The organism is Clostridioides sp. ES-S-0049-02 (genome assembly GCF_020658465.1).
GTDB lineage: Bacteria > Bacillota > Clostridia > Peptostreptococcales > Peptostreptococcaceae > Clostridioides.
In genome coordinates, this window is sequence record NZ_JACVWG010000001.1 from 927870 (window position 1) to 943627 (window position 15758).

13 protein-coding genes and 2 riboswitches are annotated in these 15758 nt (G+C 26.0%); of the genes, 9 read left to right on the forward strand and 4 right to left on the reverse strand.

Features of this window, described 5'->3' with window-relative positions:
* Positions 1–113 precede the first annotated feature (113 nt).
* Positions 114–1550 (forward strand): tRNA (N6-isopentenyl adenosine(37)-C2)-methylthiotransferase MiaB, encoded by a 1437-nt coding sequence (miaB, locus tag IC213_RS04145; protein ID WP_227862768.1) that lies wholly within the window; start codon positions 114–116, stop codon positions 1548–1550.
* A gap of 292 nt (positions 1551–1842) precedes the next feature.
* On the opposite strand, the gene IC213_RS04150 is transcribed toward miaB, so the two are convergent.
* From IC213_RS04150 to IC213_RS04160, 3 genes are all read right to left on the reverse strand, one after another.
* Positions 1843–2181 (reverse strand): DUF3784 domain-containing protein, encoded by a 339-nt coding sequence (locus IC213_RS04150; RefSeq protein ID WP_227823959.1) that lies wholly within the window; start codon positions 2179–2181, stop codon positions 1843–1845.
* 320 nt (positions 2182–2501) lie between these two features.
* Positions 2502–3113 carry an NUDIX hydrolase gene (locus IC213_RS04155; protein WP_227435123.1) on the reverse strand — a complete coding sequence of 204 codons (612 nt, stop codon included), beginning with the start codon at positions 3111–3113 and terminating at the stop codon, positions 2502–2504.
* A gap of 421 nt (positions 3114–3534) precedes the next feature.
* On the reverse strand, positions 3535–4233 hold the full coding sequence (locus IC213_RS04160) for an aspartate/glutamate racemase family protein (protein ID WP_227834324.1): 699 nt from the start codon (positions 4231–4233) through the stop codon (positions 3535–3537).
* A gap of 580 nt (positions 4234–4813) precedes the next feature.
* Between IC213_RS04160 and IC213_RS04165 the strand changes: the two genes are divergently transcribed.
* Entirely contained in the window at positions 4814–5821 is a 1008-nt protein-coding gene (locus tag IC213_RS04165) for a M56 family metallopeptidase (RefSeq protein WP_227862769.1), read from the forward strand.
* 140 nt (positions 5822–5961) lie between these two features.
* Positions 5962–6864, forward strand: a complete 903-nt coding sequence (locus IC213_RS04170; RefSeq protein WP_227862770.1) for a metallophosphoesterase — start codon at positions 5962–5964, stop codon at positions 6862–6864.
* Between the two features lie 54 nt (positions 6865–6918).
* On the opposite strand, the gene IC213_RS04175 is transcribed toward IC213_RS04170, so the two are convergent.
* On the reverse strand, positions 6919–7095 hold the full coding sequence (locus IC213_RS04175; RefSeq protein WP_227435127.1) for a hypothetical protein: 177 nt from the start codon (positions 7093–7095) through the stop codon (positions 6919–6921).
* A 53-nt stretch (positions 7096–7148) separates the two neighbouring features.
* A riboswitch (cyclic di-GMP riboswitch) is annotated at positions 7149–7238 on the reverse strand.
* Positions 7239–7708: 470 nt separating this feature from the next.
* Positions 7709–7808: riboswitch (TPP riboswitch) on the forward strand.
* Positions 7809–7938: 130 nt separating this feature from the next.
* Here IC213_RS04175 and IC213_RS04180 point away from each other — a divergent pair.
* From IC213_RS04180 to mutL, 6 genes are all read left to right on the forward strand, one after another.
* Positions 7939–8229, forward strand: coding sequence for an MTH1187 family thiamine-binding protein (locus IC213_RS04180; RefSeq protein ID WP_227435128.1), 291 nt, complete (start codon positions 7939–7941; stop codon positions 8227–8229).
* Positions 8204–8974: an ABC transporter permease gene (locus IC213_RS04185; protein ID WP_227482631.1), complete on the forward strand. Its 771-nt coding sequence runs from the start codon at positions 8204–8206 to the stop codon at positions 8972–8974. The genes IC213_RS04180 and IC213_RS04185 overlap by 26 nt, the downstream gene beginning before the upstream one ends.
* 21 nt (positions 8975–8995) lie before the next feature.
* A complete protein-coding gene (locus tag IC213_RS04190; RefSeq protein ID WP_227482632.1) occupies positions 8996–10015 on the forward strand; it encodes an ABC transporter substrate-binding protein in 1020 nt (339 codons plus the stop codon).
* A complete protein-coding gene (locus IC213_RS04195) occupies positions 9984–10718 on the forward strand; it encodes an ABC transporter ATP-binding protein (protein ID WP_227482633.1) in 735 nt (244 codons plus the stop codon). The genes IC213_RS04190 and IC213_RS04195 overlap by 32 nt, the downstream gene beginning before the upstream one ends.
* A gap of 162 nt (positions 10719–10880) precedes the next feature.
* Positions 10881–13724: a DNA mismatch repair protein MutS gene (gene mutS / locus IC213_RS04200; RefSeq protein ID WP_227862771.1), complete on the forward strand. Its 2844-nt coding sequence runs from the start codon at positions 10881–10883 to the stop codon at positions 13722–13724.
* 10 nt (positions 13725–13734) lie between these two features.
* A complete protein-coding gene (mutL, locus tag IC213_RS04205; protein WP_227482635.1) occupies positions 13735–15720 on the forward strand; it encodes a DNA mismatch repair endonuclease MutL in 1986 nt (661 codons plus the stop codon).
* Positions 15721–15758: the final 38 nt, after the last annotated feature.

Sequence of the window (15758 nt, forward strand, 5' to 3'; positions counted from 1 at the left end):
ATTTGGCTGTCTTTTATTATAGTTAAAACTTTAATAATACCTTTAAAAGATTTTTCTTATTTGATATAATTAAGGTTATGTGTAATATAAGAAATTAACTAGGAGGAATAGAAGTGAGCAAAAGAAAACAAGTAACAATACCTATAGAGAAAATACAAGAACAAGATAAATATATAGAACAAATACACAGACAAAATGAAGAATACTTCAACAGAACTGGAAAGAGAAAACTCGTGTTTACTCAAACCTTTGGATGCCAGATGAATGAACATGATTCAGAAAAACTTTGTTCAATGTTAGAAGAAATGGGATACCAAATGTCAATGATAGTTGAAGAAAGTGACCTAATAATATATAATACATGTGCAGTAAGAGAAAATGCAGAACTAAAGGTGTATGGAAATTTAGGTCAGTTAAAGCATCTAAAAGGAAAAAATCCAAACATGAAAATAGCTGTGTGTGGATGTATGATGCAACAACCACATGTTGTAGAAGAACTAAGAAAAAAATACAAACATGTAGACCTTGTATTTGGAACACATAATCTATATAAATTTCCACAATTACTTACAGAATCAATAAATTCTGATAAAATGTTAGTAGATGTATGGGATGTAGATGGAGAAGTAATAGAAGGCCTTAGAAGTAATAGAAAATTTGAATTAAAAGCATTTGTAAATATAATGTATGGATGCAATAATTTCTGTACATATTGTATAGTTCCATATACAAGAGGAAGAGAAAGAAGTAGAACACCTGAAGATATAATTAATGAGATAAAAGAGCTTGTTTCAAATGGAACAAAAGAAATAACTTTGCTTGGACAAAATGTAGATTCGTATGGCAAAACACTTGAAAATCCAGTTGCATTCTCAGAACTTTTAAGAAAAGTTAATGATATAGAAGGAATTGAAAGAGTTAGATTTATGACATCTCATCCTAAAGACATATCTGATGAGGTGATATATGCAATTAGAGATTGTGATAAGGTGTGTGAATTTTTACATTTACCAATACAATGTGGAAGTAGTAGTCTTCTGAAAAAAATGAATAGACATTATACAAAGGAATATTATCTAGACATAATAGAGAAAGCTAAAAAAGAAGTGCCAGATATTGCTTTTTCAACGGACTTAATGATAGGTTTTCCAGGAGAAACAGAAGAAGATTTAGAAGATACTCTAGATGTGGTTGAAAAAGTTAGATATGATTCAGCATTTACATTTATTTATTCTAAAAGACAGGGAACTCCTGCTGCTAAAATGGAAAATCAAATACCAGAAGAAATAAAACATGAAAGATTTAATAGAGTATTAGAAGCAGTAAATAGAATCTCAGCAGAGATAAATAATGAATATAAAAATAGAGTAGTTGAAGTTTTGGTCGAAGGAAGAAGCAAAAATAATGAAAATAAACTTGCTGGTAGAACTAGACAAAATAAACTTGTAAATTTTGAAGGTGGAAGTGATGATTTAATTGGAAAATTAGTTATGGTTAAAATTACTGAACCTAGAACATTTTCATTGAATGGGGTACTAATAAATGATTAACACTGTATAAAATAATAAAATTATGTAAACTGATTGAAATAGATGTACTATAAAACAAAATATATTAAATTTTTTAATTTTAAGAACATATCATATATATTATGATAATTTCAGTTTCTATTATAAATAAAAATAAATTTGATATAGGATGTAAATTAATTGTACATCTATTTTTTATTCTATTTTATCAAAGCTTACTTAACTATATTTAGTATTTATTATATATTAAAATATCTAATAGACATAAAAAAGCAGTCAATCTTTCATAATTAACTGCTTAACTTACTAATTTTTATTTTTTACATTTCTTGTTAGAGTAATAGATATTGAAAAACACGCTAGCAAGTATAACTATTATAAATATTACAGCAAACGGAAGCATTTTTTTTTCATCCATTTGTCCACTCTCTATTCTATATCCCAAAAATGACATGATAAATAACATTATAGATACAATAAAAGTAACAATGCTAGAACTTCTACATAGTTTTTTTACATCATATCGAGCTTTTTCTTTATCACTCATAGTATTATAACCTGCTAATAGCATACTTCCTTTTCCATTAAATAACAATATACTTAAAATGAAAGAGGCAATTGCAATTATAACTGTGAATCCTACTGCAAACATTATAAGCACCTCCAGATACTCTGATTTATCAGTTTACTTAATGATTAATATTTTACCATAAACATACATTAAAATCATTTATTTCATAGATTAATCTTATTAGATATATTATCATATTATAATTTATTTATAATGTGGTATTAGTACATAGTGCTTAGCTTGAAATTGTATTAAAAATTGTGTAACAATAATTGAACAATAATCAAGCATAAAAAATATTATAAAACATAATTTACTATCTTTTTTAGAATTATAACATTTTAAAGTTAGAAAATTTTAAAAACTTCTTATATAAAAATTTGAATATTTGATTACAAGTATTATTCTGATAAGAAGTTTAAAAAATTTTCTAATATTTTTGCTGTTATTCCCCAAATTACATAATCTTTATATTTATAAAATAGAACAGGGTAACTTCCACTTTCAAATTTATAATCTTTTTGATTTGGAATTGAACCATATGGAAGATTTTCATCAGGAAAAACTTTGACTGTATTATTATAGGTATTTGGAGGATTTTCTAAAAGATATTTTATAGGTACCAAAAAAGTATGGTCAACTTCATCTTTATTTATATTTAAATTATTGATGTTTTTTATATATCCTAAGTAGGGATGTATTATAAATTTTACAGGAGTTATAAGTAAGTCAAGACTTGCTATAACTTCTATATTGTCATTAAAAGTTCCAAGTTCCTCACATGTTTCTCTAATAACGGCTTCATAAGGAGTTTCGTTAGACTCTATTTTTCCACCTGGAAAAGAAATTTCATTGGGTTGATGCTTTAAATTTTTTGAGCGAACTTCAAATAATATATGATGTATGTTATTTATTTCTACTATTGGAATTAATACAGATGCTCTTTTCATATTTTCATAACCGTTTATATATGGTTTGTAATCTTTAAATTTATTTTTAATATTGTTTATCATTTTTTCCTCCTAAAATAATATTATTAAAAAAATGTAGAATTAAATTTTGACAATAACAATATATACGTAATTATATTTATCTAATTCAAGATATAGTAATATCTATATTATTATATAATAAATCAATAAATATATATTAACAAGTATTAACAAATACTAAAGTATTTAAGTTTAGTAATATTTAAACTAAAGTATTATAAAATAATTTTGTGACCTTTAATTGAAAAATATATTTCTATTTTAACTGACATTCATTTTTTTATTTTTACAATCTCATTAAGGTGAATTTTATTTTAGAATCATCATCAAAAATAAAAAAGTGAGTATTTATAAAAAAGTAAAGTGGTAAGATAATCTTACTGCTTTACTTTTTTATGAATAATTTATCTAAAATATTTATAAATTAAAAATAGAGTAAATTCTATTTTTCTAACTCTAAATATTTCTTAATAACTGACTCTGCTAAACATTTTGACGAATCAATAATGTTAATTGATGGTTGTATATTTTCCAAGACAACATTTAAATCAGTGCAAGCAATCACTATGTTTTCAATAGATTCAAATTTTATACTTTCTAGAAGTTCATTCCAAATATTGATATTTTGTGGATTATTCTTATCTGTTTTTATGTTTTGTATAAGAGCATTTATCTTTTTTTGCCATTCTTCTTTAAATATAAATTCATGACCAGCTTTTGTTATACCTTTTTGATAAATTGTAGATTCAAATGTTGAACTTGTTGAAAGTAGAGTTACTTTTTGTGGCGTAGCAGGTAAATATTTAATAGTTTCTTCTACAATATTTAATAATGGAATACCTATTGATTCTTTCAATTCTTCAAAATATATATGAGCTGAATTGCACGGCATCGCAATAAAGTTTGTTCCAATTGATTCAAGTTTTTTTAGACCCTTAATGATAGTTTTTTTCATAAGTTCATGATTTATTGCGCGGTCAATATAAAATGGAGTAGGTAAGGAATATATCATAATTTCAGGAAACTCTTCATCGTATCTCGCTCCATACTGAGACTGACATTCATCAATAATTAAATCAACAAATGGCGCTGTTGACCTTGGGCCCATCCCAGCCAAAATTCCAATTAATTTTTTATTCATTTAAATAATCTCCTTAGATTCTGTATAGTTTATTTTGTATAGGCTTTATCCGCCAAAAATGAAGAAATCATATGTTTCTTTAATTCTAATATTTGGGTGTCTTTCTGTCAAATGTAGAATAAATCTTTGTAACAATCCTTATAGTCTTTTATACTATTTTTGTATCATTTAACAATTGTAGCGTAATTATGAAAAATATTTGAGTATTCTTTATTTATAGAATAGCTCTTGTGGTATTATGTCATGCTCTATGTTACAATCAAAATTATATAAAAGAAGTATTTAAATTTTTATAAAAAAAGATTCGGATGGAATAAAATTAAAACCAACTATGCTTATTGATAATAGAGGATGACTCGATTATGTCTTAAAAGAGATAAAAGAAAAGCTATACCTAAAAGTCATTATCCTATTTAATTAAATTTAAGTATGTCAACTGTCAAAAGATATTGGAATTTTTAACTGGTGTCATGAAGGAATTCTTTGTATTAAGAAAGACATAGTCCTGTTGCTATTTTTATATTGGTGCTTGTTTTTTAAATATTCCACAATTCACTCTAGAATAAGGGGGTGAAAATTTATGATTTCAATTTTAAACGATTTTTTTAGAACCGTTTTAGTAAGTAGTTTATTTATAGTTCTCTTATTAGTTTTTAGAATGACTATTTTTAAAACTTTCAGTAGAAAATTTAACTATTATATATGGTTTATTGTCATTATAAAACTATTATTACCATTTACATATTATACTTTTGCATTTAATGAATTGAAATATCAACACAATATTAATAAGGTAAATTTAGAAGGTTTTAACAATATTTCTACTTTGTGTACTATTATTTTAGTGTCTATTTGGATTACTGTTACGATATTTTATTTGATTTCTACTTTATGGAAATATATTAAGCTTAAAAATCTGATAGAGGATTTGTCCTATGATGTTGATGATGAAGACATAAACAATCTTTATGATAGTTTATTAAAAGAGCTTAATATAAATAAAAATGTAAAGATTAAATATTCTCATGAAGTTGAAACTCCGTCATTTTTTAATTTCTGTGTTCTTTTACCACCATATGATTATAAATTAAAAGAACTTGAATGGATATTTAGACATGAACTTATGCATTTTAAGAGTAAAGACATTTATATTAAATATTTAGTATTATTCTTAAAAATAGTATATTGGTTTAATCCTTTTATGTACATTATGGATAAAGTTATAGATTTAGATTGTGAACTTTATTGTGATGAAAGAGTTTTAAAAAATCGTAGTATAGAAGATAAAAAAGAGTATGCTTTGACTATTATAGGTGCAATGAAAAAAGATTTAAATTCTTCAAATAAATTTGTAGCTGGACTGCATAAGAAATCAGATATAAAAAAAAGAGTATCTAATATGTTTAATGAAAAAAATAAAACAGGAAATTTAATGGCATTAATTTTATGTTTATTATCATTGATTACATATTTTAAAATAGATATAATTGATTCTAAATCATTAATTTATTCATTACCAAAACAATTAACTATTGTAAATAAGAATTCTAATTTTAAATACTTAGGACAGGTTAATACAGATGAGTAATGTAAATTTTAAATAATACATTTAGAGATTTATTGAGAATAAATTAGCTTATTAATTACGCTAATATATATTTTGGTGTAAATTAGTTTGTTAGTTCAACTGTTATACTTTATGTATATTAAGTTTTATAGGGGGATAAAATGAATTTTAAAAGTAAAGCCAAAGTATTAAGTTTATGTTTAATATCAATTCTAATGATATTGACAGGTTGCACTAATTCTAAAAATGATAAAATCACTGAAATCAATATATTAGCAACTACAGACTTACATGGAGAAGTTACCTATAATGTAGCTGAAAAAATAAACGAAGAAAGAAAAAAAGACTCTAATATAACATTAGTAGATGCAGGAGATTTTTATGATTCGGATGGTTTAGGAGCAATGGAGCAATATCTTAGTGAGGCTCGAGATGCTTACGAAAAAGATGAAGTAATTAAAAAAGAAGTACCTATAGTTAGACAAATGAGTGAAGTTAAATATGATGCAGTAGTGCTTGGTAATCATGAGTTTGTTTCTAGCTCTAAAAAAAATTTAGATAAAATGATAAATGAATTTAATAGTGAAAATATAGAAGTTTTATCTGCGAATACATATAATAGTAACAGTTCAAGTTATGTTAAACCTTACACAATAAATACAATTGAAACAAAATATGGTGAAGTTAAGCTTGGTATACTTGGTCTTACAATCAAAGAAGTCGGAGAAGGATGGGATTTTGATGAAAACGAAAATAAAATTAAGGCTAAGTCCAGAGATTTAAAAGATATGGCTACATACCAGGATTTATATATGAATGATATGATAGATGATGCTAAAAAATGGGTGAAGGAAATAAAAGAAAAAGAAAATCCAGATATACTATTAGCCGTAGTACATAGTGGAGAAAAACCTAAAAAGCCTAAAAATCCAGGTAATAGAATACAAGAACTAGCTAAAGAAGTTGATGGAATTGATGCGATAGTAGCAGGGCATACTCATAAGGAAATTGAGCAACATGATTATACAAATGATATCTTTTTTTTATCAATTTTATATCAATAATACATTTAAAATGTAGATAAAACTAAAAAGGGTTTTCTAGAAAATAAAATCCATTTAATTATACTTACTTACCAATACCATCACTTGATGTAAACAAGATTCCACAACATTTTCACCATACTCTAGTATAAAATCGTTTAACTGCGTATCTATAAAATTACAGTAGTCATATGAACTACATATATAGGCAGTTAGTATATGTGTACATCTATCTATTTTATTCATAAACATATATTATTTATCCCCCTAAAAAACTTTCATAAAAAACAAAAAGAAAATATCTTTTTGGCAACTGGCTGACATAACTTATTTTATAAGTGTTAGTCCCTATAGCTTTGCGTCACTAAATTTCTCTAGTTTTGCCTAGTTAGTTTTATTCTACGATTATAATATTACAGGAAAACGTTTTATTTTTCAATATATAAACTAAAAAAATTAAATATAAAAGTTATTTTGTCCTTTAAAAATAAAACATACAAGTAAATTATGTAATAAAGCTTGTTGTGTAAAAGGAACTGTAAAGTTATATTATTAATCTATTTGAATTATATTGATGAAGTAGCACAAAATTAATCAACAGGAAGTGTTCAATATATTAAAAAGAGTATAGATAATAAATATATGTGTATAAAAATCTATTATATCAAAAATAATAGCATTAACAGAATAAAGCTATAGTAAATCAAAGATGGTTATTGAAATTTTACAAAATTAGTGAGAATAAAGACAATAAATCATAAACTACTATAGTAGTTTTGTAAATTTTAATACAAATAAAATATATGATATAAATAAAAAATTTGTTAAAATATGATAAGTGTAGTATAATCAAGTAGAAAAGATATAATATATTTCGGGGAGCTAATATGCTGAGAGGAGATTTTATCTCGACCCTTTGAACCTGTTTGGATAATGCCAGTGTAGGGAGACCAGTAAAGATAAAAATAAGTCTTATCCTATTTTGGATAAGACTTTTATTTTATTTAAATATACTATGTTTTTATCTATAAAATATTTTAATAAAAAACAAAATATACCTAGTAGGTATTAATTATTTTAAAAGGAGTGATTTAAATGGTAATTGCAGACATAGCAGTAATGCCACTAAGACCTTACAAAGGTGAAGAAGAAATGTATAAAGTAGTAGATGCTTGTATAGCAGAAATTGAAAACAGTGGTCTTAAATGTGAAATAGGAGCAATGAGTACTACTGTTGAAGGTGATTTTGATGAAGTTTTTGAACTGCTAAAAAAAGTACATAAAATCCCTTTTAATCTTGGATGTGAAAGAGTTATAACAGTAGCTAGAGTAGATGAAAAAGCTGGAGGTTTAACTATAGATGATAAACTTAGAAATCATAGATAAAGTCAAAAATAGTATATATCCAATAGCAACATTTTTGTTTATACTTATTTTTTGGCAATCTGTGGTAGAAGTTTTAAGAGTTCCTCAATATATACTGCCTACACCAATAGATATAATTAATGTATTTTTTAAAGATTATCAAAATTTATCCATGCATGCCATGGTTACTATAGGAGAAGCAATATTTGGCTTTATAGTTGCAATAATAATATCTTTAATAATTGGAATATTAATGGATTTTGTATTGATAATAAAAAAATGTCTTTATCCTATTATGTTAGTGACTCAAATGATACCTACAATAATAATAGCTCCACTTTTTATGATTTGGTTTGGCTTTGGAACAATGCCAAAAATATTGATGGTAACACTTACGTGTTTTTTCCCTATATTAATAAGTTTTGTAGATGGTATTGAGAATATTGATAAAGATTATTTAAATTTGTTTAAGACTATGAATTCAAATAAGATTAATACTTTTATTCATCTTAAATTTCCTATGTCAATGGATAAATTTTTTTCTGGACTTAAAATATCTGCTACTTATGCTGTAATGGCAGCAACTGTTGCAGAGTGGTTAGGTGGAACTAAAGGTCTTGGTGTTTATATGCTAAGGTCAAAAAGTGCATATGCACTTGATAAAGTATTTGCATCTACTATATTAGTAGTTATATTTAGCTTAATATTTGTAGGAATTGTACAAGCTATAAAAAAAGTTGTTATAAAACATAGATTAGAAGATTAAATGTACTTGAGGGAGGATATTATGAATTTCAAAAAATTAGGAATATTAGGTTTAGTAAGTGCTCTTACATTAGCAACAATAACTGGATGTTCTTCTGGAAATAATAGTGATAAAGACAAAAAAAATAGTAAAGATACTTCTTCTAAAAAAGTGACTGTTGTACTTGATTGGACACCAAATACTAATCATACTGGATTATTTGTGGCGCTTGATAAAGGTTATTATAAAGAAGAAGGCTTGGATGTTGAAATAGTACAACCACCTGAAAGTGGAGCTGAGACTTTAGTAGCAACAGGAAAGGCTGACTTTGGTATAAGTTATCAAGAGCAAGTTACTTACGCAAAAACTAGTGAAGACCCACTTCCAATAAAAGCTGTAGCTACTGTTATACAACACAATACTTCTGGATTTGCATCTCCAAAAGAAAAAAACATAACTACAGCAAAAGATTTTGAAGGAAAAACTTATGGAGGTTGGGGTTCTCCATCAGAAGAAGCTGTTTTTAAAGCAGTTATGAATAAAAATGGAGCTGACTTTAATAAATTAAAGATAGTTAATACTGGTCAAGATGATTTCTTTGCAGCTATGAAAACTGTAGATTTTGCATGGATATTTGAAGGTTGGGATGTAGTTAAAGCTAATTTAATTGATTATGATTTAAACTTTATACCAGTAAAAGACCTAGATGAAAGATTAGATTATTATACACCACTTATAATTTCTAATGAGACTGTACTTAAAGACAATCCAGAACTTGCTAAGAAATTCTTAAAAGCTACAACAAAAGGTTATGAGTATGCAATAAAAAATCCTGAAGATGCTGCAAAAATTTTAGTAAAGCATGCTCCTGAGGTAGATGAAAAACTAGCAATAAAGAGTCAAGAATATTTAGCAAGTAAATATAAAGATGATGCACCAAGATGGGGAGAAATGAAAGATAGTGTATGGAATAACTATACATCATTCTTAAAAGAATATAAATTAATAGATAAGGATATGAAGGCAAGTGATGCTTACACAAATGAATTCTTACCACAATAAAAAGGCAAAAATATCTATAGAAAATGTATCAAAGACATATAAAGATGTAGATGTTTTAAAAGATATAAGTATTGATGTTTATGAAGGCGAATTTGTTTCTATATTGGGACCAAGCGGATGTGGAAAAAGTACTATCTTTAATATTATAACTCAATTGACAGACTATAATAGTGGTATGGTAAACATAAACGGTAATTATAGCTACATGTATCAAAAAGATTTACTTTTACCATATAAAACTATAATAGATAATGTGTCTCTTCCATTGGTACTAAAAAAAGAAAAAAAGAGCAAAGCTAGGTCTATGGTAAAACACTACTTTGAGGTTTTTGGTTTGGAAGGGTATGAGTATAAATATCCAGCAGAACTTTCCGGAGGTATGAGACAAAGAGCTAATTTTTTGAGAACTTTTATAAATTCTAATGACATAATGCTTTTAGATGAACCTTTTGGTGCACTCGATTCATTAACTAAAACATCTATGCAAAAATGGCTTTTAGAAGTTAAGAAAAAAGTAAATTCAACGATACTTCTTATAACTCATGATATTGATGAAGCTATAATGTTATCAAATAGAATTTATGTTATCTCAAAAAAACCATCAATAGTAAAAAAAGAATTTATCATAGATAATAGAAATATAAATGAAGATAATCTTGAGAATGTTATTAAACTGAAAAAAGAGATAATATCTTTATTATAAAATTCTATACGTTTTTACTTAGTGATTATTAAACTTAACAATCCAAAGTGCAATCAGCATTTTGGATTGTTTTTTAGTTATACGTCAAAATTTTATATATTATGTTAATAATAATCAAGTACTATGATATAATATTTAATTAGAAAAGAAGGAGGTTTAATAATGCAAATAGATATGAATAAATTAACTCCTATGATGAAACAGTATCTTGAAGTAAAAAATAGATATAAAGATTGTATACTGTTTTTTAGATTGGGAGATTTTTATGAAATGTTTTTTGAAGATGCATTAGTAGCTTCAAAAGCTCTTGAAATAGCATTAACAGGGAAAGCCTGTGGTTTAGAAGAACGTGCTCCTATGTGTGGAGTACCATTTCACTCAGCCAATTCATATATATCAAAGTTAGTAGAAAATGGATATAAAGTAGCAATAGGTGAGCAAATGGAAGACCCATCTACTGCAAAAGGAATTGTTAGGAGAGAGGTAATAAGAGTTATTACTCCTGGAACAGTTCTAGATGGAAATTTACTTGAAAATAAAAAGAATAATTATTTATTATCTTTATATAAAGATGACGCCAATATAGGTTTAACTTATGTAGATATAAGTACAGGAGAAGCTAATGCAACTTGTCTGAATGAAGATAAAGTAATAGAAGAAATTGCAAAAATTCATCCTACAGAAATAATTATAAATGATTTGAATTTTATAGAAAAACTTAGAGATATAGCTACTGTAAGCAACATATACATAAATGAAAGTTTTAGCGAAAACTATTTAGATATAAATATATTAAAAGAGTATTTTCCAGAGGTTTATCTACAAAAATTAAAGTTTGATGATAAGGGTCTTATAAAATCGAGTTTATCAATTCTTCTAAACTATATATATAACACTCAAAAGCAGATAACATCCAATATTAATAATATAAATATATACAATTCATCAGAGTATATGGTCTTAGATATGTTTACTAGAACTAATTTAGAACTTACTCAGACTATAAGAGGAAATAAAAAGAAAGGTTCACTATTACATGTTTTAGACAAAACATCTACTGCGATGGGAGGAAGACTTCTAAGAAAATATGTAGAAGAGCCTCTGATAAATAAACCTAAAATTGAAAATAGATTAAATGTAATAGAAGAAATAAAAGATGATTTTATACTAAGAGAAGATTTAAATGATATACTTAAAAATATATATGATATAGAAAGAATATGTGGGAAAATAGCATTTGAAAGAGTAACACCAAAAGAATTAGTTCACTTAAAAAATTCAGTAGAAAAATTACCAAATCTAAAAGACACAATAGACTTATCAAATGCAAATAGATTAAAAGAGTATGTATCAGAAATGGACAAGTTGGATGATATATACAGTTTAATAGATGAAGCCATTTTGGAAGAACCTACAATAACTATAAAAGATGGGAATATAATTAAGTCTGATTTTAGTGATGAACTTAAAGAATTGAGGGATATTTCTAAAAATGGTGCTTTTCTTATAAAAGAAATAGAAAATAGAGAAAGAGAAAAGACGGGAGTTAAATCATTAAAAATAGGATTTAATAAAGTATTTGGATATTATATAGAAATAACAAAGGCTAACTTTAAACAAGCAAAACTAGATGAGACATATATAAGAAAGCAGACACTTAGTAATGCAGAAAGATATATAACTCCAGAGTTAAAAGAAATAGAAGAAAAGATACTACATGCTGAAGAGAAAATTAAATCTCTAGAATATGAGATATTTGTAAGTATAAGAGATACTATATATAAAAATATAGACAGAATACAAAAAGTAGCTAAGATTATAGCTAATATAGACGTTTTTGTATCTTTGGCAACAGTTGCTCACATAAACAACTATATAAAACCACAGATAAACGAAAATAATAAACTCGATATAAGAAATGGTAGACATCCAGTTGTTGAAAATATAGTAGGTGAAGAAAATTTTGTTCCAAATGATACATATTTAAATCGTGGAGAAAACATCATTAACATAATAACTGGACCTAATATGTCTGGTAAGTCAACATATATGAGACAAACTGCTATAATAGCACTTATGGCACATATAGGTTCTTTTGTTCCAGCAGAATATGCTAATGTACCGATATTAGATAGAATATTTACAAGAGTAGGGGCTAGTGATGATTTATCTCAAGGACAATCTACTTTTATGGTAGAGATGAATGAGGTATCTCTTATATTAAAAAATGCTACTGAAAGAAGCTTAGTTATTTTAGATGAAATAGGACGTGGAACTAGTACTTATGATGGTATAAGTTTAGCATGGTCAATAGTAGAATATATTCAAAAGAATATTAGATGTAAGACACTATTTGCAACACATTATCATGAACTTACTGATTTAGAAGAAGAATTTAAAGAGGTTAAAAATTATTCAATAGCAGTTAAAGAAGATGGAGAGGGAATAATATTTTTAAGAAAAATAATTCCTCAAGGTGCAGATAAGAGTTATGGAATCTATGTTGCTAAATTAGCTAAATTGCCAGATGAAGTCATAGATAGAGCAAAATATATACTTAAGGATTTAGAAAAAAATCATGTTTATAACAGTGTAGCAATAAATGGAGATAAAGAAAAAACTATTGTGATTAATAAGGATTTAGATGAAGAACTACTTAAGGTAAATCAGAGCAATTTTAAAAATAAATACGAATCTCTAAAAATAGAGCATGAGCTTATAGTAAAAGATTATAAACACATGAAAAAGGATTATGATAAACTAAATTCTAAGTTTAAAACGTTAAACGATGAAGTTATTTCAATGAAGAAAAAGGATAGTAAAGAAGAAATTGATAAAGAAGATTCTGTAAAGGAATTAGCACTAACTCAAATATCTTTTGATAGTGTAAAGAGAGATATATTGTCAGAAGAAATTTTAAACTTAGATATTTTAAATATGACTCCATTAGATGCTATAAATTCTCTTTACAATCTTCAAAAAAAAGCAAAAGAAATAAAATCTTAGAGGTGTAAAAATGAAAAATATAATTAACATCCTAGATGATTTGACTATAAATAAAATAGCAGCAGGAGAAGTAGTAGAAAGACCGTCTTCTGCATTAAAAGAATTAATTGAGAATTCTATTGATGCAGGTGCAAATAAGATTTCTATAGATATCATTGATGGAGGAAAAACCTTAATTAAAATCACAGATAATGGAATAGGAATACCTTCAAGCGAAGTTGAGAAATCATTTTTAAGACATGCTACTAGTAAAATTAAAAAAATTGATGATTTATATGATTTGTACTCTCTTGGATTTAGAGGAGAAGCATTAGCATCTATTTCAGCTATATCAAAATTAGAAATGATTACTAAAACCAAAGATGAAATGGTTGGAACTAAAATATTTGTAGAAGGTGGAAAAATAGTTTCAAAGGAGCCAATTGGTTCCACTAATGGTACAACAATCATTATAAAAGAGATTTTCTTTAATACACCAGCAAGACAGAAATTTTTGAAATCTACCCATGCTGAAACCATAAACATAAGTGATTTGATAAATAAGCTTGCAATAGGCAATCCTAATATCCAATTTAAATATACAAATAATAATAAACAAATGTTAAATACACCAGGTGATGGAAAGCTCATAAATACTATTAGGAGTATATATGGAAAAGAAATAACGGAAAACCTAATAAATATAGAATTTAAATGCAATCACTTTAAAATTGATGGATATATAGGAAATAATAACATCTATCGTTCCAATAAAAACTTGCAACATATCTATATAAATAAAAGATTTGTAAAAAGTAAAATAATTATAGATGCAATAACTGAAAGTTATAAGTCTATAATTCCAATAGGTAAGCATGCTGTTTGTTTTTTAAATATAGAAGTAGACCCAGCAGGTATTGATGTAAATATACATCCTAATAAGCTTGAAGTTAAATTTGAAAAAGAACAAGAAGTGTATATAGAGCTAAGAGATTTTTTAAAAGTTAAATTAATACATTCTAACCTTATTGGAAAGTATGCTACATATAATGATAAAAAAACGCAGCCTCGAATTGCTATCAATAGTAGAGAAAAAAGTACAGATTATGAATTTAAAAATAAGAACTTCATTGAAGCTAATTCAAAAAATAATAATACAACTAAAGATAAAGATGAATTCATTGAAGTTGTAAGTTTATCAAGTGAAAAACCAATAGACGAATTTCCTTCTGTAAGCGAAGTTTTAAATGCAAATATAGAAAATGAATTAAAAAATACGGGCTCTTTAGAAGAAGAGGTTGTAAATGACAATATACAAGAAGAATTTCAAGTTGATAGGCCTAAACAAATTGATAGTTCTAAAAATGAAGATAGTAATTATTTAGAAAGAAGTATTAAAGACAGCCAAGAGGAATATTTAACTAATTCAAAACAAAGATTTTCTTTATATGGATATTCTGTAATTGGAGTCGTATTTAATACTTATATAATTCTAAGTAAAGATGATTCTATGTATTTGTTAGACCAACATGCTGCACATGAAAGAGTTTTGTATGAGAGATATATGGATAAGTTCTATAGACAAGATATCAATATGCAAATACTTTTAGACCCAGTAATTCTTGAAGTATCAAATGTAGATATGCTTCAAATTGAAAATAATTTAGAGTTATTTATGAAATTTGGTTTCGAATTAGAAGTTTTTGGCAACAATCATGTAATGATAAGATGTGTTCCAACTATATTTGGAATTCCAGAAACTGAAAAGTTTATACTTCAAATAATTGATAATATAGATGAGATTACAAGTAATTATGATTTAAAAGGTGAGAGATTTGCATCTATGGCATGTAGGTCTGCTATAAAAGCAAATGATAAAATATATGATATTGAGATAAAAAGCTTATTGGAACAATTAGAAAATTGTGAGAATCCATTTACGTGTCCTCATGGTAGACCTATAATGGTTGAAATTTCTAAGACCGAAATAGAAAAAATGTTTAAAAGAATTATGTAAAATATTTTGGATATTTAAAATATATGGAAAGGAATGTT